Source organism: Actinoplanes auranticolor (assembly GCF_018332655.1).
GTDB classification, from domain to species: domain Bacteria; phylum Actinomycetota; class Actinomycetes; order Mycobacteriales; family Micromonosporaceae; genus Actinoplanes; species Actinoplanes auranticolor.
On the sequence record NZ_BOQL01000022.1, the window covers coordinates 15867 to 35376 of the forward strand.

Here is a 19510-nt window from a genome sequence, read left to right on the forward strand (position 1 = left end):
TTTCTCCATGCCGACCATAAACCATCACAAGCCATTCCGCGGCCCGGGTACAAAGGTATTCTCGGGGATTTCAAAAATAAGGATGACCATTCTTTAGGTAAGGCAACCCTCGGTCGCGGCGGGTTGCCGGACTCGGCCCCGGCCACCCACCGGACCTGCCAGAATAGGGCAAAACGCACCGACCGTCCCGGAGGTCCGCGCCCGATGGCCGACGAACGACCGCCCCGCAAGCGGCTGTGGCTCGGAGCCGGAGCGGCTCTGATTGCGCTCGCCGGCACCGCCATCGGCCTGACCTCGGAACGCAACGAGCCGGTCCCCGCGGTGTCGGCGACCCCCTCCGTTTCCGCCCCGTCTGCCTCCGCCGCCGCCGGCACTCGGTCGGCCCGGGCGCTGATCGGCCTGCCCCGCACGGACGGCACCTGGCCCGGCGCCAACGGGATGTCCGGCGTCAACGGCGACCCCCTGTTCGACACGGCGCACGTCAGAAGGTTCTGCACCGCGCGCGGCCGGGCCTGCCGGGTCGCGCAGACCTACACGGACCGGACCTCGTGGGCGGCGATGACGGCGGGCTCGGGCTGGACGTTCGACCTGTTCTCGGACTTCGACGGCATGCTGGTGGTGTCGCAGGGCCTGGTGCCGATCGGCGCGAGCGCCGACCTGCCGGCCTGCGCGGCCGGCGACCACGACCAGGACTGGAAGAACTTCGGCTCGCTGATGACCCGGTACGGCCGCGGCGACTCCGTGGTGCGGCTGGGCTGGGAGTTCAACGAGAGAACGTCACCGTGGCGCGCCGACGACCCGAAGACCTGGATCGCCTGCTACCGCCGGGCCGCGACGAACATCCGCGCGACGAACCCGGACGTGCTGCTGGACTGGACGATCAACGCCCACGGCACCCCGGCCGGGACCTGCGGCGGGGTGAGCACGAACTGCTACCCGGGCGACGAGTACGTGGACATCATCGGCATCGACAACTACGACCACTATCCCTGGTCGCCCTCCAAGGCGGTGTTCGACAAGGCCGCGACGGACCCGGAGGGCCTGACGTGGCTGTACGACTTCGCCCGCCGGCGCGGCAAGCCGTTCTCGGTGGGCGAGTGGGGCGTGGTGCCGACGGGTGACGCCGGCAAGGAGAACCCGTCGTTCGTGACGTGGATGCACGAGTGGTTCGCGGCGCACGCCTCGAACCTGGCGTACGAGGCGTACTTCTCCGACTGCGGGGCGGGCGGGGTGCAGTCGAGTCTGTTCCGCACGGATGCAGCCTGTGTGAAAAACCTGAGGTCAGCGGCGATCTACCGCAAGCTCTACAGCGGGTAACAGGATTGCAGCGCCGTCAGGGCGCCCGCGAAGGCGTGGTCGGCCGGACGTGCGTACCCGATCACCAGGCCACCCGCCGCCGGCCCGCCCGGTGCGCGGAAGTGACCCAGCCCGTGCAGTGCCAGACCCTGCTCCGCCGCCCGGGCGATGACGGCCGCCTCGTCGGGCACCGGGACGAGCGCGTGCAGCCCGGCCGAGATCCCGGTGACCGAGGCGCGCCCATCCAGCGCCGCCACCAGCAGGTCGCGCCGCTTGCGGTAGCGCAGCCGGGACCGCCGGATGTGCCGGTCGTACCCGCCACCGGCCAGGAACGTGGCCAGCGTCAGCTGCTCCAGCACCCCGGCGCCCCCGCCGCTGAGCCGTTTGGCCGCGATCACCGCGTCCAGCAACGCCGGCGGCACCGCGATCCAGCCCAGCCGCAGCCCCGGCGCGAGCGTCTTGCTCACCGTCCCCACGTAGGCCACCAGGTCCGGCGCGAGGCCCTGCAGCGCACCGATCGGGCGCCGGTCGTAGCGGAACTCGCCGTCGTAGTCGTCCTCGATGACCACCGAGCCGGCGGCCCGGGCCCAGTCGAGCACCGCCGCCCGGCGCGCCGCCGACAGCGCCCCGCCCAGCGGGAACTGATGCGCCGGGGTCAGCAGCACCGCGGCGTCGTCGCCCAGCCGCGAGACGTCGGCACCGTCGGCGTCGACCGGCAGCACGGTCCCGGTCGGTGCCAGCACCTCCCGGTGCAACCGCAGGCCGTGTGACTCCACCGCGACGGAGCCGGGCGCCAGCGCGGTCGCCAGGAGATACAGCGCCTGGGTCGTGCCCGAGCAGATCACGAGATGCTCCGGCGAGGTGCGCACGCCGCGCACCCGGGCCAGGTACGCCGCCAGCACCGCTCGTAACCCGGGCAGTCCCCGCGGATCCGGGTAGCCGAGGGCCTCGGAAGGCGCCGCCGACAGCGCCGTCCGGGAGGCCCGCTGCCACGCCGCCCGCGGGAACGCCGACACGTCCGGCGCACCGGAGGTCAGATCGAACAACGGCCGCGGCCGGACCGCCGGGGCCGGTACGGGCGCCGGACCGGGACCTCCGGCGGCCACCCGCGTCCCCGAACCCTGCCGGGCCACCAGCCAGCCCTCGGCCACCAGCTGCGCGTACGCGTCAGCCACCGTGTTGCGCGCCAGCCCCAGCTCCGCCGCCAGCACGCGGGAGGACGGCAGCCGTACCCCCGCCGCCAGGCGCCCGCCGGCCACGGCGGCCCGCAGCGCGTCCTCCAGCGCGGCCCGCCGGGGATGGCCGCGCACGTCGAGCAGGAGGTCGACCGAACTGGACCAGGAGACAGACATCGACCTGGATCGTAGGCGGCGGTGGCACAAACCGGATGGCGGTAGTAGAGAGGGCGCATGGAGAAACGTGCACTGGTGCTCGGCGGTGGTGGCGTCACCGGCGTCGCGTGGGAGATCGGTCTGCTGCACGGCCTGGCCGAGCACGGTGTGGACCTCAGCACCGCCGACCTGTTCGTCGGCACGTCCGCCGGCTCGGTCGTGGCCGCCCAGCTCACCGGCGGCACCGGGATCGACGCTCTGTACGAACACGAGCTGGCCGACACCACCGGCGACACCGACGCCGTCATCGGGGCCCGGGTGGTGCTCGGCTTCCTGCTGGCCGCGGTCTGGCCCGGCGACCGGGCCCGCGGCCGGGCCCGGCTGGGCCGCGCCGCCCTCAGAGCGCGCACGGTGCCCGAGCCGGTCCGGCGCGCGGCCATCGCCTCGCGGGTCAAGCGGGACGACTGGCCGGCCGCCCGGCTGCTCATCCCCGCGGTCGAGGCACGGACCGGCGCGGTCGAGGTCTTCGACAGCGCGAGCGGCGCCTCCCTGATCGACGCGGTCGCCGCTAGCTGCGCCGTGCCCCTGGTGTGGCCGCCGATGACCGTCGGCGAGCGGCGCTATGTCGACGGTGGCGTGCGGTCCGTGGCCAACGTCGACCTCGCCCGCGGCTACGAGCGGGTCGTGGTGATCGCCCCGCTGACCGCCGCCGCCCGGCGCGCGGACCGGCCGGCCGCGCAGGCTGCCGCGCTGGGCCCGGGTGTGCGTACCGCCGTCGTCAGCCCGACCGACGCGGCGCTGACGGCGATCGGCCGCAACCCGCTCGATCCCTCGCGGCGCGCGCCCGCGGCGCGGGCCGGGCGCGCGCAGGCCGCCGAGGTGATCGAGCGGGTCCGGGCCGCCTGGGGTTAGCCCAGCCCGACGCCGTTGTCGCCGACAGGCAGGGAACGGCCCTTCTTGTCGTACGCCTTCAGGTCGCTGATCATGCCGGCCGCCGGGTCGAACCAGAAGAACTTGACCGTCGCGTCGGCACTCCACGGGGCCTGCCGGGCCGTGACGGTACGACCACCGATCCGCGCGGTGATCTTCGCGGCGGGTCCCGCGTAGTAGCCGAACGACGGCGACGGCCGGCCGTCGATCTCCATACCGCCCTGCACGGCGTGGAAGCCGGGGACCCGGTCCGGTCCCTCGGTCTCGTTAGCGACGACGACGCCGGTGACCGTGCCGTCACCGCGCCGCAGTCCGGCCATCACACCGAACCGCGTGCCGGGCAGCGCCTTCTCCTCGATCGCCACCGCGTAGATCACCCAGCCCCCGTCCTTGGCGCGGTATCCGGTGTCGACCACGGCACCGAGCTGCCGGTGGACGGGCTCGGCCGGAGGGGCCGGAGCGGCCGGAGCGGAGGCCGGGGCGGACGCGGCGGTGACCGGCTTCGGTGCGGGCTTGCGCTGCGCGGCGCTGGCAGCCACCGCGCCCGTCACCACCACGGCGGCGGCCGTACCGGTCACGGCCAAGGTGAGCATCGATCGGCGGGACAGTCCCATTGCGTGACTCCATCAGGATGTGCGGATGGTGCATGACGCAGACCGAGACGGGCCGACGCGGGGAAAGGTTGCTGCAACCTTTCCGGACCCTCACCCGTCTTGGCCGTCGTGGGAGTGAGAGGCGACGATGAGTTCGTCGAGTTCGCGCAGGCGAACTCGGCCCGGCTGCAGCGCGCCGCGTACCTGCTGACCGGTGACCGGCACCAGGCCGAGGACGCGGCCCAGGCCGCCCTGGTCCGGGTGTACGCGACCTGGGGCCGGGTGCGCCGCAAGGACCCGTACGCGTACGCCCGCACGGTCCTGGCCAACCTCGTCACGGACCAGTGGCGCCGCCCGATCCGCGAGTACGCGACCGAGGAGCTCCCGGAACGTCCACTGCCCCGGGACCTGGCCGACGAGGTCACCCGGCGCCGCTGGCTGATCGGCGCTCTGCAGACGCTGTCACCGCGCGAACGCACCGTGGTCGTGCTCCGGCACTTCTTCGACGCGACCGAGGTGGACGTGGCCCGTGAGCTCAATCTGTCCCTCGGCACGGTCAAGAGCCTCAACTCCCGGGCCCTGGCCAAGCTGCGGGTCTCCATCCCGTCACCCCGGCGCGCGGAAAGCGGAGTACGCCCGTGAACGACCTCGATGATCTGAGAGACGCCATGCACTCGACGCCGGGCTTCGAGCCGAAGCCGCTCGACATCGCCGCGGTGATGACCGCGGGTGGCCGGTTGCGCCGCCGGCGCCGGGCCGCGGTCGGCGCGGCCTCGGGGCTGACGGTGCTGGCCCTGCTCGTAGGCGGCTTCCAGCTGGTCCGCCCGGAGGGCTCGCCGGCGCCGGATGTCGCCGCCGCGGGTCAGCCGTCGGGCGCCGCGCCGGCGAAGACCGCTGACCCGTCCGCCACCGCGGTCGAGGAGAATCCGGACGAGCCGATCACCTCCACGCCGTTCGGCGACGTCGTCGACACCGGGATCAAGGTCGGCGGGCTGGACCGGCTGCTCTGGATGCAGCGGGTCGACGAGCCGGAGCTGCCCGACACGACGTTCGGCATCGCCACCGGCTGGCGCACCACCGCCGGTGAGTTCGTCGTCGACATCGTGAACAACGAGGTGGAGGGCTCGGACCGGGCCCCGGGCTTCCACGCCCTGCAGATGGCGATGGTCGTCAACGACAATCCGACCCCCGCCTTCGGCTACTACGTCGGTGATGCGGCGAAGATCACCGTGGTGGCGAACGGCCGGACAGTCCGGGCGGAACAGGCCGTCTGGAGCGAGGACCGGTCGATCGTGCTCTTCTGGTTCCCCCTGAACAAGGTCAAACCGGCCAGCCGGGTCGGCCAGGCGACCGCGTACGACGACAACGGCCGCAAGCTGCCGGCCGGCAATGCCACCTTCGGCGTGGGGTAAGTCTGTCCCCGTTCATGATCATCGGGTTTACTGCAGTACATGAGCATCATCTCCCCCGGGTTCGGCGGGCGGCGCCGCTCCTCGCAACCCGACCTGCCGCCCGGGCAGTACCTCACCCATGACTTCCCGGTGCTCTCGGCCGGACCGACGCCGCGGATCCCGCTCGACCGCTGGCAGTTCACGGTCACGGACGAGACCGGCGCCAAGCACAGCTGGTCCTGGCAGGAGTTCCAGGCGTTGCCGGCCGAGGACGTCACGGTCGACATCCACTGCGTCACCAAATGGTCCAAACTGGGCACCACCTGGCGCGGCGTCTCGATCGACACTCTCTTCGAGAACATCGAGACCACCGCCGACTACACGATGGTGCACGGCTACGGCGGCTACACGACGAACGTGCCGCTGGAGGACCTGCTCGACGGCAAGGCCTGGGTGGCGTACCAGTTCGACGGCGAGCCGCTCGCGCCGGAGCACGGCGGCCCGGCCCGGCTGGTCGTCCCGCACCTGTACTTCTGGAAATCGGCCAAGTGGGTCAACGGCATCGAGATGCTCCAGCAGGACGAGCCGGGCTTCTGGGAAGAAGCCGGCTACCACATGTACGGAGACCCCTGGCGCGAACAGCGTTACCAGGGCGACTGAGCCACCCCGCGGCGGAAGAACCATGACAAATCGACTGAGCCACCCCGCGGCGGAAAACCCATGACAAATCGACTGAGCCACCCCGCGGCGGAAAACCCATGACAAATCGTCGATTGACCTGGCGGGCCGCCGTATTGGAGGCGGCCCGGCAGGAGACGCCAAGCGCCCGGACCCTGGTGCTGCGGGTGCCGGACTGGCCGGGGCATCTGTCCGGGCAGCACGTCGACGTGCGGCTCACCGCCCCGGACGGCTACTCGGCCCAGCGCAGCTACTCGATCGCCTCGGCCTGGCAGGACGGCGGCACGGTCGAGCTGACCGTGCAGCGCGTGGAGGACGGCGAGGTCTCCTCCTACCTGACCGACGACCTGCAGGTGGGCCAGCCGCTGGAGCTGCGCGGCCCGGTCGGCGGCTGGTTCGTGTGGCGCAACGCTCCCCCGCCGGTGCTGCTGGTGGCCGGCGGCTCGGGCGTCGTACCGCTGATGGCGATGATCCGGGCCCGCGGCGACGTACGCGGCCGGCAACCGTTCCGGCTGATCTACTCGGTCCGCACCCCGCAGGACGCGCTGTACGTCAACGAGCTGGCCCGCCGGGTCCGCGACGACCCGGGGCTGGACGTCCGTTTCGTCTACACCCGCAAGGCCCCCGACGGCTGGCCCGATCCGCCGGGCCGGCTCACCGTGGCGACGATCAACACCTACGGCTGGCCGCCGGACTTCGCGCCGGACGTGTTCGTCTGCGGCCCGACGTCGTTCGTGGAGGCGGCGGCCGACATCCTCGTCGCGCTGGGGCACGACCCGAAGAAGATCCGCACGGAACGATTCGGAGGGACCTCATGAGCGAGCACGAGCTGGACGGCAACGCGATGGCCGGGGATCTGCGCGAGGTCTTCGCGGTCGACGTGACCACGGCGGTGGCCACCTGCGGCGGGTGCGGCGAGCCCAGCGTCGTCGCGCGGCTGCGGGTGTGGGGGCCGGCGCCCGGTCTCGTGGCCCGCTGCCCGTCCTGCGACGACGTGGTGCTGCGGCTGGTCCGCGGCCCCGAGCGGGCCTGGCTGGATCTGCGTGGTGCGGTCAGCCTGCAGGTCGCGATGCCCCCGCTGAGCACCGTCGCCGAGGGCTGACCCGGCTCAGTCCCGGAAGGTGCGGCGCAGCCGCTCGGCCAGCCCGAGCGGGCGGGGTGCGGTGGCGATCCGGTCGCTGCGGGGCGGCACGCCGGTCGGCGTCGTGGGCCGGGAACGGCCGATCGGCTGGTCGTAGTCGGCGGCGGCGATCGCGTCGATGATCTGGTCGTCGGTGAAGTTCTCCGAGCCGGGGATGGACGACACGAAGCCGACCAGGACGCCGTTGCGCATCACCTGGGCCTCGAGCCCGGCCGTGCCGTCGTTGTCCCAGACCGCCTCGCGCCCGTCGGGCAGCGCGACCCGGATGCCGTACTGGGTGATGCCGGCGTGCGGCAGCTTCACATGGGCGAAGACGTTACGTCCGCGCAGTGTCTCGACGACTCTCCGGGCCCGTTGCTCATCCATGCGGGCGACGCTAACGCGGATAACTGAGCGCACGCTGAAGACCGACTGTGGCGCCGGTGAAAGTTCGTCGCTGTGCGCACATGGAGCATGACCGCATGACCGCATGACATAGATGCAGCTCACATCGACGGATGTTACTACGAGGTAACAGGAAAGTCACTGTGTTTCTTTCCGCGTAACCTTGACTTACTGTTCGGTAACCGGAGCGCTCCGGCCCCCAGTCCCCCGCGGATCCGGAGGCCACCCCGATGAGCAGACGTACCACCGTTCTCGCCTGCCTCGTCATGTCCACCCTGCTGAGCATCATCGCCGCGACACCCGCCGCGGCCGCCACCCCCCGCTCCGAGTGGGACTACGTCGCGCTCGGCGACTCCTACTCCTCCGGCGTCGGCGCGTCCGGCCAGACCGGACTCTGCCTGCGCAGCGCCAACGGCTACCCCGGCCTGTGGAACGCGGCGAACGACCCGAAGTCGTACCGCTCGGTCGCCTGCGGCGGCGCCACCACCACCTCGCTGCGGTCCACCCAGCTGTGGCCGCTGACCCGAGGCACCGATCTGGTGACGCTGACCATCGGCGGCAACGACGTCGGCTTCGCGTCGACCGTCATCACCTGCACCCTGTCCAGCGACAGCAAATGCGCGGCAACCGTCGCCTCGGCGATGCAGGTCCTGCGCACGGAGATGACGGCCAAGCTCGACGGCGCCTACGCCGACATACGCCGCGAGGCACCGAACGCCCGGGTGGTCGTCCTCGGCTATCCGATCCTGTTCGACGAGACCGCGGCCACCTGCGGGATCGGCGGCATGAGCATCGCCAAGCGTAAGTCCATCAACAGCGGCGCCGCCGAGCTGAACGAGCTGATCGCGGCCCGGGCCACGGCGGCCGGCTTCACCTTCTCCGACGTCACCGACGAGTTCGCCGGCCACGGCATCTGCGCCGCCACCCCGTGGCTGAACGGCCTCACCGTGATTCCCGCGACCAACTCGTTCCACCCGAACGCCGCGGGCTACCGCAGCGGCTACCTCCGGGCGCTGAACGCGGCCCTGAACTGACCCGCCCGCAACCGACGGCCCGGCAGTCACCCTGCCGGGCCGTCGGGCGCCGGCCACGCGAGCGGGGAGCTGCGCGAAAGGGGTCACACGGACGGCGTTGCTCTGGGAGGATCTGCGGCCATGATCCGGCTCTATTCGCTGTTCGTGCTGATCGACCTGGCGCTGCTCGTCATCGCGCTGATCAGCTGCCTGTCCGCCGAGGAATCCGAGATCCGGGCGCTGCCGCGGATCGCCTGGGTCTTCATCATCCTGTTGTTCTCGCCGATCGGCGCGATCGCCTGGTTCGTCGCCGGCCGCCCGGCCCGCCCGGTGCGGCTCAGCAACGGCACCACCTGGCGGCCGGGCAGCGGCTTCCCCGAGAGGGAACGGTCCGCCGCCCCGCTCGCGCCGGACGACGACCCGGAGTTCCTCAAGAGCCTGGGTGAGGACAAGGGCCTGCTCCAGCGCTGGGAGGCCGACCTGCGCCGCCGCGAGGAGGAGCTCCGCAAGCAGGATCCCGGGCAATGACAGAACGGGGCCACCCGCAGGTGGCCCCGTTCGGCGATCAGTCCAGCAGTTCCTTGACCGTGCCCGCGGCGACGGTGTGGCCGCCCTCGCGGACCGCGAAGCCGAGACCGACGTCCATCGCCACCTCCTTGCCCAGGTGCACCGTCAGGTCCACCGTGTCACCCGGCATGACCATCGGCAGGTCACCGAGGTCGATCGCGCCGGACACGTCCGTGGTACGGAAGAAGAACTGCGGGCGGTAGTTCGCCACGAACGGCGTGTGCCGGCCACCCTCCTCCTTCGTCAGCGCGTACATGGTCGCCTTGAAGGTCTTGTGCGGCTTGACGCTGCCCGGCAGCGCCACGACCTGGCCGCGCTGCACCTGGTCGCGCTTGATCCCGCGGAGCAGGATCGCCGCGTTGTCACCGGCCTCCGCGGTCGGCAACGACTTGCCGAACGTCTCGAGCCCGGTCGCGACCGTGCTGATGGTGTCGCCGAGACCGACCACCTCGACCGGGTCGCCGACGCGCAGCGTGCCGCGCTCGATCTTGCCGGTGACCACGGTGCCGCGGCCGCTGATGGTGAGCACGTTCTCGATCGGCATCAGGAACGGCTCCCCCAGCTCCCGCGCGGGCACCGGCACGTAGGCGTCCACGGCGTCGAGCAGGTCCACGATGGACTGCGTCCACCGCGGGTCGCCCTCGAGGGCCTTGAGCGCGCTCACGCGCACCACCGGGACCTCGTCGCCGGGGAAGCCGTACTCGCCGAGCAGCTCACGCACCTCCAGCTCGACCAGGTCGAGCAGCTCCTCGTCCTCCACCGCGTCGCTCTTGTTGAGCGCCACGACCAGGTACGGCACCCCGACCCGCTGGGCCAGCAGCACGTGCTCGCGGGTCTGCGGCATGGCGCCGTCCTGGGCCGAGACGACGAGGATCGCGCCGTCCACCTGCGCCGCCCCCGTGATCATGTTCTTCACGTAGTCGGCGTGCCCCGGCATGTCGACGTGGGCGTAGTGCCGGGCCGCGGTCTCGTACTCGACGTGGGAGATGTTGATGGTGATGCCGCGCAGCGCCTCCTCCGGCGCCTTGTCGATGCCCTCGAAGGCGACGAACCGGTTGGCGGCCGGGTCGCGGTCGGCGAGGACCTTCGTGATGGCGGCGGTCAGGGTCGTCTTGCCGTGGTCGACGTGACCCATCGTGCCGATGTTCAGGTGTGGCTTGGTCCGGACGAACTGGCTCTTGGCCATGGTTGTACTTGTCCTCACTGGATGCGAGAAACGGTCGGGTCGGAGGGTGGAACGCGAGCCTTGCCCAGGGACGCGCGCCAGAACCGCGCAGCTACCCTTCCCCGGGTTCTGCTGCGGCTTGGGGAAGGGTCAGATTCGCGTATCGCACGCGGGAGCCGCCAGCGGGGAGAACCCCGCGGGCAGCTGCAGACCGGGCGCGATGAACATGCGGATCACGGTAGGCGGTAACGCCGGACCGGGCGACCTTATTTCACACCTTGCCGAGCTCGGCCGTCGGAGCCATCACGATGCGCGGCAGCTTGGCCGGATCGAGCCACTGGAGCACCTTGATCACGTTGGCCCGGCTCAGCGAGACGCAGCCGGCGGTCGAGCCGGCCCCGTTGACGTGCAGGAAGATGGCCGAGCCGCGCTTGACGTTGGCCGGCTTGCGGGTGACGTACTGGCCGTGGGCGGCGTCCCAGCTGATCGTGGCGGGCGCCGGACGGTTGTAGTCGATGACGGCGGCGAACTCGTACTGCCCGGGGTACGCGGCCAGCCGTTCCGCCTCGCCGGTGCGCCAGGTGCGCTTGGCCGCGGCCGAGGGCTGGAACATGTTGTACGTCTTGGGATCCCTGTTGTCGCCCACCCAGTAGTCGTTCGCGTCGGCGCGCGTCCAGGGCATCTTGGTGCTGGGACCGTTCTTCAGGCCGAAGGTCTCGGTGATGCGGAACGTGCCCATCGGCGTGGTGCCGGAGTCCTGGATCCGCTGACCCGCCCAGGCCCAGCCGGCGTAGCCGACCCGCGCCGCGATCGCCGGGAACTTCGCCGACCAGGTCTTGCCGTCGGCACCCAGCTGGTACGTGTACACGGTCGCGTACGAGGAGCTGCGCGACTTGCCGACCACCACGATGACCTGGCGCGAGTCGGCGACCTTGGCCAGCCTGGTCGGGTGGTACGGCGGGAGCGCCGCGGCATCGGCGGACATCGCCCGCACCACGCCGAGACCGCCCAGGACAGCACCGAGCACGATCCCGGCCGCGAGCAACCTGCGCATAGTTGACGGACGATACCGCTCACCAGTCGAAGGCGCTGCCCCTGGCGACTTTTGCTCCGCCGTACCGGCTGTGGCCGAAGGTCCAGGACATGATCACCTGGTAGCGGCGGCCCTTGGGCGGGTCGACGGTCAGCGGCCCGCAGAGCCGGGTCGGCTGGGCCTTGGTGAAGGTCAGGCCCGAGCAGACCTTCGGGGTGCCGACCGTACGGCCGGTGCTGAGGTCCTGCAGGGCGACCGCGATCCGGCCGTCGCCCGGCGTGGGGGCGGTCAGCTTGGCCTGGATCCGTACCCGGCTGCCCAGCGAGTGGCAGGGGCTGACCACCAGCGGGGTGAACCCGGCCATGCCGAACTCCCGCTCACAGGCGTACGGGCCGTACGGCTGGGCCTCCTTGACCCGGGGCTTCGGGCTGCTCTTGCGGCTGCCGGCCGGCCGTACCGGCGCCAGGGCCTGCGCGGCGACCGCGGAGCCGGCGGGACGACGCCGCTCGGCGGCGGGCTTGCGGGGTTCGGTGGTCCGCACGGCCGGGGCCGACCGGGACGCGGCGACCGGGCCCGAGGGCCGCGCCGCCGGCAGCATCGGCTGGGCCGCGGCAGCCCCGGACTGCTCGCCGGGGGTGCGGACGAGGTGCCACGCCGTGGTGGCCACGCCGGAGGCCAGCATCGCGGCCGAGATCACGGCGATGGTCGCCCAGGGCCGGCCCCAGCGCCAGCTCGCCGGCTGGTTGCGGCGGCGCGGCACGGGCAGCCGCACGCCGGTCAGCGACGGGTGCACCGGCTTCGGCACCTCCGGGTCGCGGCCGCGCGGCTTCTCCGCAACCTTCAGCTCGTCCCCGGCGCGGGAGGGCCGGGACGACGCAGGCTCATCGCCGGACCGGACCGACCGCGACAACGCAAGCTCATCCGCGGCACGAACCGATCGCGACGAAGCGAGCTCGTCGGCGACGCGGGCGGATGGGGACGACGCGGGCTCGTCGGCGGACCGCTCCGGCCGCGGCAGCGCGGGTGCATCCCCCGCCGCGCGGGCCACCGCGCTCAGGTCCGCGATCAGCTCGCCGGCGGTCGGGCGCAACCGCGGCTTCTGCTCCAGGCAGGCGGTGATGATCTCCCACAGCGGATCGGGGACGCCCGGCAGCCGCTCGGGGTTGCCCTCCAGGTGCAGCCGCATCAGGTCGTGGACGGTGTCGCTGTCGTACGGCGGCCGCCCGCACACCATCTCGTAGAGCAGCACGCCCAGGGCGTAGATGTCGGCCGCCGGGCTGACCGTGGCGCTGTGGAACGCCTCGGGCGCCATGTAGTGCGGGGTGCCGACGACGGCGTGGGTCGTGGTCAGGCTCGGGGTGTTGAGGACCCGGGCGATGCCGAAGTCGGTGAGGCGGGTGTCGAGCTCGCCGTCCGTACGATGCAGCAGGATGTTGTCCGGTTTGAGGTCGCGATGGATGATCCCGAGCTCGTGGGCCTCGGCCAGGGCCGCCGCCACCTGCGCGGCGAGGCGGGCCGCCTCGCCCGGCCCGAGCGTGTGGTGCTCGCGCAGGTATTCGCGCAGGCTGCCGCCGGAGACCAGGTCCATGACCAGGCCGAGCGACTCGCCGACACTGAACAGGTCCCGGACCCGTACCACGTTGCGGTGCCGCAGCATGAGCAGGATCGTCCGCTCCTGCACGAAGCGGGTGACCAGCTTGGGCTGCCGCAGCAGGCTCTCGTGCAGCAGCTTCACGGCGACCGGCTCGCCGGAGGCACGGTCGACGCCGCGCCAGACCGTGCCCGTCGCGCCCTGCCCGATGGGCCGGACGAGGATGTACGAACTGCCGACACACCGCCCGCTGAGATCAAGGGTCGACGCGCCGTCGCGATCCGGGCGTACGCCGCTGCCCGTGGGATCCTGATCCACCTGTGGTCGTGTCCTTCCGCCGCTGCGGTGCTCTGCCAACCTTCGCTGCACCAAGGCCGTCGCCGGCCTCACCGATCGAGCGGAATGATGGTGTTTGTCCGGATCAAAAGGCAAATGCATGCGTCGGAGTTCGCACCCAAGGTAGAGGTGCGGGTTCGCCCGTCACCCTCGCGGCACCGCGTCGTTCCTGCCGGTTGATAGCCCCTGAACAGCGAAAACGTCGTGGATGGGACACGACACGACCCGCCGGACGCCTGTGACGGGTGGGATCACCCTCGGCCGGACGGTTGCATTGCCGGGAAACGCCCACGATGCCCGGCGCTATTGCAGATAGTGAACGACATGGGTGTCATGGCTTATCCCCTCCGATACGCGCTGGCCGATCTGGCCCTGGCGCTCAGCCGCGCATCCCAGGATGCGGCGACAGTGCGCGTCACCGCGGCCCAGGCCGCCGCTGACATGCTCGGCGACGGCGCCGGGATCCTGTTGCTGGGCGACGACGGCCGGTACGACGCGATCACGTTCCACCATCCCGACGACGAGCTGAACGCGCCGTACGCCCGGCTGCTCGACCGGCAGGGGGAACTACCCGACGACGACTTCTCCACGGGGCTGGCCGCCAGCCGCCGGCCCGTGGTGCTGGCCGGGGAGGGCACCGAACCGGTCACCGAGCTGCCCCAGCCCCGGCACCAGGCGTACGTGGACCCGGGCGGCCATCCGCCGGCCGTGCACTCGGCCGTGCTGTGCCCGGTGATCGTGGACAACACGTACGCCGGCTACCTGGTGCTGGTGCGGGCCACCCCGGGCTCCACCTACTCCGAGGCCGAGGTCGAGCTGGCCCGCGACATCGCCGGCGAGCTGTCCCTGGCGCTGTCGTCGGCCCGGGCCATGGAACGGCTGCGGGCCAGCGAGGAACGCTACCGCCGGGTGCTGGAGACCATCCCCGAGGGCGTGCTGCAGCTGGACGCCGACGGCGTGGCCACGTACGCCAACGAGCCCATCGGCGTGGTCCTCGGCCTGCCCCGGGCCCAGCTCGTCGGGGTGTCGCTGCGCGGCTTCCTGGACGAGCGCGGCCAGGCCGAGCTGATGCGCCGGCTGGCCGAGTGCCGGGCCGGGCGCTCCACGGTCGGCGGCGCCCGGCTGATGCGCGCCGACGGCTCGCAGCGCAGCGTGCGGATGAGCATGATGCCGCTGACCGACGAGCACGGCCAGCACCTCGGCGTGCTCTGCATGATCACCGACACCACCGACCACATCGACGCCAAAGGGCTCAAGCGCCAGCTCGACCACCTGCGCCGGCTGGACAGCATGAGCCAGCTGATCGGCGGCATCTCGCACGACTTCAACAACCTCATGACGGTCGTGCAGGGCTCCGCCGACATGATCGCGACGACCACCGCCGAGGGCTCGCCGCAGCACCAGATGGCCAAGGACATCATGGACGCGGTCAGCACCGGGCGGACGCTGACCCACCAGCTGCTGGCGTTCGGGCGCACCGAGGGCAACCGGCCGGAGGTCATCCCGATCCCGGACCTGCTCACCGACGTGCAGAGCCTGTTCAGCCGGACCCTGGGCGAGCGCATCGGACTCGATCTCGCGTTCGGGCCGGACGTCTGGCCGGTCCGGGCCGAACGCGGCCCGCTGGAGCAGGCGCTGGTCAACCTGGCCGCAAATGCCCGCGACGCGATGCTGCACGGCGGCATGCTGCGGGTGGCGGCGACCAACGAGGTGATCGCGCCGGGGCAGCTCGCCGAGGGCGCGCCGAACGGCCGGCTGGTGCACATGGTCATCCAGGACACCGGTACGGGCATGTCGGACGAGACCCGCCGGCGGGCGCTGGAGCCGTTCTTCACCACCCGGCCCACCGCGGCCGGGCTCGGCCTGGCCACCGCCGCGGGCGTGGTCCAGGGCATCGGCGGGCACATCTCGCTGGAGTCGCAGCCGCGGATGGGCACCACCGTCCACCTCTACCTGCCCGCGGCCGAGGAGCGAACCACCCCGGCGGTGGACCGGCAGAGCACGCCGTCGGTGATCGGCCGGGTGCTGATCGTGGAGGACCAGCCCGAGGTGGCCCAGCTCGTCCAGCGGCTGATCGCCCCGGCCGGCTACGAGATCACCGTGGCCACCGACGCGCTGACGGCGGTCACCCAGGTCGCCGCGGGCGCTCAGCCGGACCTGCTGATCACCGACGTGGTGATGCCGGCGATGACCGGGCCGGAGCTGGCCGCGGCGCTGCGGACGCACCACCCGGACCTGCCGGTGCTCTACATGTCCGGCTACACCGCGGCCTCGCTCGGCCCGCAGCTGCACCTGGACGCGAACAGCATGCTGGTGGAGAAGCCGTTCACCCGTTCGACGCTGCTGGGGGCCATCCGCTCGCTCTGCGGACCGCAGCCGGTCCCGCAGGCGGCCACCCCGGCCGTCCCTCAGCCCGGGGGCTGACCGGAGCGCCGCCGCGCCTCCGCAATGATCCGCTCGGCCTCCTCCTCGGCCGAGCGGATGTGGTCCGCTGCCTGCTGTTCGGCGAGCTGGAGGATGCTCTCGACCCGTCCGCCCAGCCCGGCCGCCGGCGTCGTCGCCGTCGCAGCGCGGGCGTCACCGCGGCGGAGTCCGAGCAGGACCGAGGCGAGCACGACGAGGCCCAGCCCGAGCCACACCCAGGCGGGCGAGTTCCATCGCTCGCTGGCCAGGAACCCGGCGATCAGGCCGGATCCGGCGCCGAGCAGCAGCAGACCCGCGCCGCGCATCAGCTCTCCCCCGGGCCGACCGCACACGCCGCCAGCAGGTGGAACGCCTGGGCCTCGGCGGACCAGCCGGGCCGGTCGAAGGAGGGCGAGCCGCACGCGCCGCGGACGACGCCGTACGGGTCGACCTCGCGGGTGGCCGCGGCCAGCAGATCCCGGCCGATCGCCGCGTAGCTGTCCGGCAGCCAGCCGTCGGCCGCGCCCACCGCCGCCGCGTAGGCGAACATCTGCGCCGCGTTGGTCTCCCGGAACGTCGCCGGGTCGTCCAGCACGTCGTGGAACAGGCCGTCCGGCCGGCGCAGGGCCAGGCAGGCGTCCAGCACCTCCCGGGCGTGCGCGGCCAGCTCGGCGCGCCGCGGCAGCTCCGGCACCAGTCGCAGAGTGCGCGCGATGCCCGCGACCACCCAGCCGTTGCCGCCGCCCCAGTGGTCGGCGCGGCGCAGCGAGCCGGTCTCCTCCGACCAGATCGCCGCGTACAGCCCGTCGCGGCACAGCCGCTGCCGATGCCCCTCCAGCTGGGCCACGGCCAGGTCGGCCCGGCCGGAGAGCGCCAGGAAAGGCAGCACCATGTAGACCGTGTCGGCCCACATCTCGCGGGCGCCGAGCATGTGGAACAGCGTGCCGTCATCGGCCCGGGGCGCGTCGTCGGCCAGCCAGGCGAGCTGGCGCCGGGCCGCGGTCGCGAAGACCTCGTTCCCGGTACGGCGGTGAGCGGCCAGCACGGCCTCCCCGCAGGCAGCCCCGTTGACCACCCCGGGCTCGTCCACGTCAGCGAGCCGCCCGTCCGCCGCCTGCCGGGTCACCGCCGCCTCGGCCAGCAGCAGCGCGAGATCGTCCCGCCCCAGGTCCAGGGCGGCCTGCGCGGCGACCCCTTGCTCCCAGGACTGCCGCTGCACGGCCAGCAGAGCCGTGAGCACCGCATCGGAGCGGCTCATGCCATCCCCTCCGCTGGCGCTCCGGGGATGACATTCGTCGGGCGCAGAGTTGATGATTCGCTCGCAAGCTCGCTCATGCGAACAGGGCGCTGACCGACTCGCCGTTGTGGATCCGGCGCATCGCCTCGGCCAGCGCGGGGGCCACGGAGAGTACGGTCAGCTTGTCGGTGTGGTCGTCCTTGGGGATCGGCACCGTGTTGGTGCAGACGATCTCCTCGATGTCCTTCTCGGCCGACAGCCGGGCCACCGCGTCCGCGGAGAACAACCCGTGTGTGCAGGCCACCCGCACGCTGCGGACGTTGCGTTCGCGCAGTCGGGCCAGCAGCTCGAAGACGGTGCTGCCCTTGGCGATCTCGTCGTCCAGGACGATCACGTCCCGGTCGGCCACCTCGCCGATCACCGAGCTGATCACCACCTTGTCGTCCGCGAAGCGCTGCTTGGCGCCGGCCGCGACCTCGATGCCGAGCAGCCGGGCGAAGGCCGCCGCCTCCTTGGCGTTGCCGAGGTCCGGGGAGACCACGACGGTGTTGCTCAGGTCGTAGCCCCGGAAGTGGTGGGCCAGCTCGCGCAGCGCGTGCAGGTGGTCCACCGGGACGCTGAAGAAGCCGTGGACCTGCGGAGAGTGCAAAGTCATGGCGAGGATGCGGTGCGCGCCGGCGGTCTGCAGGAGGTCCGCGACGAGCCGGCCGCCGATGGAGATGCGCGGCGCGTCCTTCTTGTCGCTGCGGGCGTACGCGTAGTGCGGCAGCACCACGGTGATCCGCCCGGCGGAGGCCCCGCGGGCGGCGTCGAGCATGAACAGCAGCTCGACCAGGTTCTCCTGGACGGGCGGCACGAGGGGTTGGATGAGGAAGACGTCCCGTTCCCGGCAGTTGCCCTGCAGTTGCACCTCGATGCAGTCGTTGGCGAACCGTGAGGTCTTGGTGGGTAGCAGCGGCACGCCCAGGTGATCACAGATCTCGGCTGCCAGCTCCGGGTGGGCACTCCCGGTGAAAACCGCGATGTCACGCACGGGCACCACCCTAGGCGCTGCGGCCCCGACACCACGGAGCGACCTGCTCGGCGCGCGCGTGGGTACCTCCGACGGGCGGATCTTCGCTAGCGTGAGCCCATGAACGGACTTGCCGTGGCCTGCCGCCGGGTGGTGCACATCTACCGGGCCGAGGCCGGCGACGTGGTGGCGCTGGCGGGCGTCGACCTTTCCATCGCCCCCGGTGAGACCCTGGCCCTGGTCGGGCCGTCGGGATCGGGCAAGTCGACGTTGATCGCCCTGCTCGCGGGGCTGATGCGCCCGTCGGCCGGGCGGATCAACATCGGCACGTACGACATGGGCAAGCTCTCCGACGGCGAGGTCTCCCGGCTGCGCGGGACCGAGATCGGGGTGGTCCTGCAGGGGGCGGCGCGCAATCTGCTGCCGTACGCGTCGCTGCACCGCAACATCTGGCTGGCCCAGCGGCGCGCCGCGCACACCCGCGGCATCGAGCTCGACGACCCGGACCGCATCCTCGACCTGGTCGGGCTGCCCGGCCAGGGCCGGGCGCGGATCGCCGAGCTGACCCCGGGGGCCCGCCAGCGGGCCGCCCTGGCGGTCGGTATCGCGGCGGGCCCGGGCCTGCTGCTGGTGGACGAGCCGACCAGCCGCCTGGACACGGCCGGCCGCAACGAGGTCCTGGCGGCGATGGAAACGGTCAACGCCGAACGGCAGACGACCATCGTCGTGGTCACCCACGACAACGAGGTCGGCGCGAGACTGGGCCGGGCGGTGACGATCCGTGACGGCCGGGTCGGCGCGGAGGGCCGCGACGGCCAGGACTTCGCCGTGGTCGCCGGGGACGGCACGGTCCAGCTGCCCCCGGATGTCCTGGGCAACTACCCGCCGGGCACGCTCTTCACGGTCGACCACGAGAACGGCACGGTCACGTTGGTCCCCGGGGGCTAGCCCGCCGGGACGGTCCGCACGGTCGCGGTGATGGTGATCGTGGAGTTCAGCGAGTTGGCGATGTAGCACTCGTGGTGGGCCTGCTCGACCAGCGCGAGCACCAGCGCCTCGTCGGTGCCGGGGGCGACCTCGATCACCGGGGCCAGCTCGATCAGCTCGATCCGGGCCCGGCGGAGATCCTCACTGAGGTGCCCGACCGCATCGTCGGTGTAGCGGACCACGTCCAGGTGCCGCCGCGCGGCCAGCGACAGGAAGGACAGCAGCTGGCAGGAACTGGCCGCCATGACGACCAGCTGCTCGGGATTGAGCAGGGCGGCGTCACCGCGGAAGTGCGGATCGGCGCTGAGCCGCAGCGACGCCTCCGCTGCCGCGGCGCTGTGGGCACGCGAGTAGAAGCGGTAGCCCTCCCCGGTCGAGCCGTCCCACGCCAGCCGGGCGGTGTGCCCCAACTTCTCCATGCA

The 19510-nt window shown here is 72.1% G+C and carries 21 protein-coding genes; 11 read left to right on the forward strand and 10 right to left on the reverse strand.

Annotated elements, in window-relative coordinates; all coding sequences use genetic code 11:
* Window positions 1–204 precede the first annotated feature (204 nt).
* Window positions 205–1317: a glycoside hydrolase family 26 protein gene (locus Aau02nite_RS13580; protein ID WP_212988765.1), complete on the forward strand. Its 1113-nt coding sequence runs from the start codon at window positions 205–207 to the stop codon at window positions 1315–1317.
* On the opposite strand, the gene pdxR is transcribed toward Aau02nite_RS13580, so the two are convergent.
* Window positions 1305–2648 (reverse strand): MocR-like pyridoxine biosynthesis transcription factor PdxR, encoded by a 1344-nt coding sequence (pdxR, locus tag Aau02nite_RS13585; RefSeq protein ID WP_212988766.1) that lies wholly within the window; start codon window positions 2646–2648, stop codon window positions 1305–1307. The genes Aau02nite_RS13580 and pdxR overlap by 13 nt on opposite strands.
* 57 nt (window positions 2649–2705) lie before the next feature.
* On the opposite strand from pdxR, the gene Aau02nite_RS13590 reads away from it, so the two are divergent.
* Entirely contained in the window at window positions 2706–3539 is an 834-nt protein-coding gene (locus tag Aau02nite_RS13590) for a patatin-like phospholipase family protein (RefSeq protein ID WP_212988767.1), read from the forward strand.
* On the opposite strand, the gene Aau02nite_RS13595 is transcribed toward Aau02nite_RS13590, so the two are convergent.
* Window positions 3536–4171, reverse strand: coding sequence for a hypothetical protein (locus tag Aau02nite_RS13595; RefSeq protein WP_212988768.1), 636 nt, complete (start codon window positions 4169–4171; stop codon window positions 3536–3538). The genes Aau02nite_RS13590 and Aau02nite_RS13595 overlap by 4 nt on opposite strands.
* A 114-nt stretch (window positions 4172–4285) precedes the next feature.
* On the opposite strand from Aau02nite_RS13595, the gene Aau02nite_RS13600 reads away from it, so the two are divergent.
* The 5 genes from Aau02nite_RS13600 (at window position 4286) to Aau02nite_RS13620 (ending at window position 7321) form a co-directional block, all read left to right on the forward strand.
* A complete protein-coding gene (locus Aau02nite_RS13600; protein ID WP_212988769.1) occupies window positions 4286–4792 on the forward strand; it encodes a SigE family RNA polymerase sigma factor in 507 nt (168 codons plus the stop codon).
* Window positions 4789–5562, forward strand: a complete 774-nt coding sequence (locus tag Aau02nite_RS13605) for a hypothetical protein (RefSeq protein WP_212988770.1) — start codon at window positions 4789–4791, stop codon at window positions 5560–5562. Before Aau02nite_RS13600 ends, Aau02nite_RS13605 begins: the two co-directional genes overlap by 4 nt.
* A 39-nt stretch (window positions 5563–5601) precedes the next feature.
* Entirely contained in the window at window positions 5602–6201 is a 600-nt protein-coding gene (locus tag Aau02nite_RS13610) for a sulfite oxidase-like oxidoreductase (RefSeq protein ID WP_212988771.1), read from the forward strand.
* 98 nt (window positions 6202–6299) lie between these two features.
* The gene (locus Aau02nite_RS13615; protein WP_212988772.1) at window positions 6300–7037 is read left to right on the forward strand and encodes a ferredoxin reductase; all 738 of its coding nucleotides are present in this window, start codon (window positions 6300–6302) and stop codon (window positions 7035–7037) included.
* Window positions 7034–7321 (forward strand): DUF6510 family protein, encoded by a 288-nt coding sequence (locus Aau02nite_RS13620; protein WP_212988773.1) that lies wholly within the window; start codon window positions 7034–7036, stop codon window positions 7319–7321. The genes Aau02nite_RS13615 and Aau02nite_RS13620 overlap by 4 nt, the downstream gene beginning before the upstream one ends.
* Before the next feature lie 6 nt (window positions 7322–7327).
* Here the strand turns inward: Aau02nite_RS13620 and Aau02nite_RS13625 are convergent, their stop codons facing one another.
* Window positions 7328–7726 carry a hypothetical protein gene (locus Aau02nite_RS13625; protein ID WP_212988774.1) on the reverse strand — a complete coding sequence of 133 codons (399 nt, stop codon included), beginning with the start codon at window positions 7724–7726 and terminating at the stop codon, window positions 7328–7330.
* A 248-nt stretch (window positions 7727–7974) separates the two neighbouring features.
* Here Aau02nite_RS13625 and Aau02nite_RS13630 point away from each other — a divergent pair, with 248 nt between their 5' ends.
* Window positions 7975–8778, forward strand: a complete 804-nt coding sequence (locus tag Aau02nite_RS13630) for an SGNH/GDSL hydrolase family protein (RefSeq protein WP_212988775.1) — start codon at window positions 7975–7977, stop codon at window positions 8776–8778.
* A gap of 120 nt (window positions 8779–8898) precedes the next feature.
* Window positions 8899–9285 (forward strand): PLD nuclease N-terminal domain-containing protein, encoded by a 387-nt coding sequence (locus Aau02nite_RS13635; protein ID WP_212988776.1) that lies wholly within the window; start codon window positions 8899–8901, stop codon window positions 9283–9285.
* A gap of 37 nt (window positions 9286–9322) precedes the next feature.
* Here Aau02nite_RS13635 and tuf read toward each other — a convergent pair whose 3' ends face one another.
* The 3 genes from tuf to Aau02nite_RS47330 form a co-directional block, all read right to left on the reverse strand.
* On the reverse strand, window positions 9323–10510 hold the full coding sequence (gene tuf / locus Aau02nite_RS13640) for an elongation factor Tu (RefSeq protein WP_212988777.1): 1188 nt from the start codon (window positions 10508–10510) through the stop codon (window positions 9323–9325).
* A 250-nt stretch (window positions 10511–10760) separates the two neighbouring features.
* Window positions 10761–11543, reverse strand: a complete 783-nt coding sequence (locus tag Aau02nite_RS13645) for a L,D-transpeptidase family protein (protein WP_212988778.1) — start codon at window positions 11541–11543, stop codon at window positions 10761–10763.
* A 19-nt stretch (window positions 11544–11562) separates the two neighbouring features.
* Window positions 11563–13431 carry a serine/threonine protein kinase gene (locus Aau02nite_RS47330; RefSeq protein ID WP_281420977.1) on the reverse strand — a complete coding sequence of 623 codons (1869 nt, stop codon included), beginning with the start codon at window positions 13429–13431 and terminating at the stop codon, window positions 11563–11565.
* Between the two features lie 342 nt (window positions 13432–13773).
* Here Aau02nite_RS47330 and Aau02nite_RS13655 point away from each other — a divergent pair, with 342 nt between their 5' ends.
* Window positions 13774–15873, forward strand: a complete 2100-nt coding sequence (locus Aau02nite_RS13655; protein ID WP_212988780.1) for a hybrid sensor histidine kinase/response regulator — start codon at window positions 13774–13776, stop codon at window positions 15871–15873.
* Here Aau02nite_RS13655 and Aau02nite_RS13660 read toward each other — a convergent pair.
* The 3 genes from Aau02nite_RS13660 to Aau02nite_RS13670 all read right to left on the reverse strand — a co-directional run bounded on the left by Aau02nite_RS13660 (window position 15858) and on the right by Aau02nite_RS13670 (window position 18122).
* Entirely contained in the window at window positions 15858–16178 is a 321-nt protein-coding gene (locus tag Aau02nite_RS13660) for a hypothetical protein (protein ID WP_212988781.1), read from the reverse strand. The two genes, Aau02nite_RS13655 and Aau02nite_RS13660, sit on opposite strands and share 16 nt — an antisense overlap.
* Window positions 16178–17110, reverse strand: coding sequence for a glycoside hydrolase family 88 protein (locus Aau02nite_RS13665; RefSeq protein ID WP_212988782.1), 933 nt, complete (start codon window positions 17108–17110; stop codon window positions 16178–16180). The genes Aau02nite_RS13660 and Aau02nite_RS13665 overlap by 1 nt, the downstream gene beginning before the upstream one ends.
* A gap of 73 nt (window positions 17111–17183) precedes the next feature.
* Window positions 17184–18122, reverse strand: coding sequence for a ribose-phosphate diphosphokinase (locus tag Aau02nite_RS13670; RefSeq protein WP_212988783.1), 939 nt, complete (start codon window positions 18120–18122; stop codon window positions 17184–17186).
* Window positions 18123–18221: 99 nt separating this feature from the next.
* Here Aau02nite_RS13670 and Aau02nite_RS13675 point away from each other — a divergent pair, with 99 nt between their 5' ends.
* Window positions 18222–19049 (forward strand): ABC transporter ATP-binding protein, encoded by an 828-nt coding sequence (locus Aau02nite_RS13675; protein WP_212988784.1) that lies wholly within the window; start codon window positions 18222–18224, stop codon window positions 19047–19049.
* On the opposite strand, the gene Aau02nite_RS13680 is transcribed toward Aau02nite_RS13675, so the two are convergent.
* Window positions 19046–19507: an OsmC family protein gene (locus tag Aau02nite_RS13680; RefSeq protein ID WP_212988785.1), complete on the reverse strand. Its 462-nt coding sequence runs from the start codon at window positions 19505–19507 to the stop codon at window positions 19046–19048. The genes Aau02nite_RS13675 and Aau02nite_RS13680 overlap by 4 nt on opposite strands.
* Window positions 19508–19510: the final 3 nt, after the last annotated feature.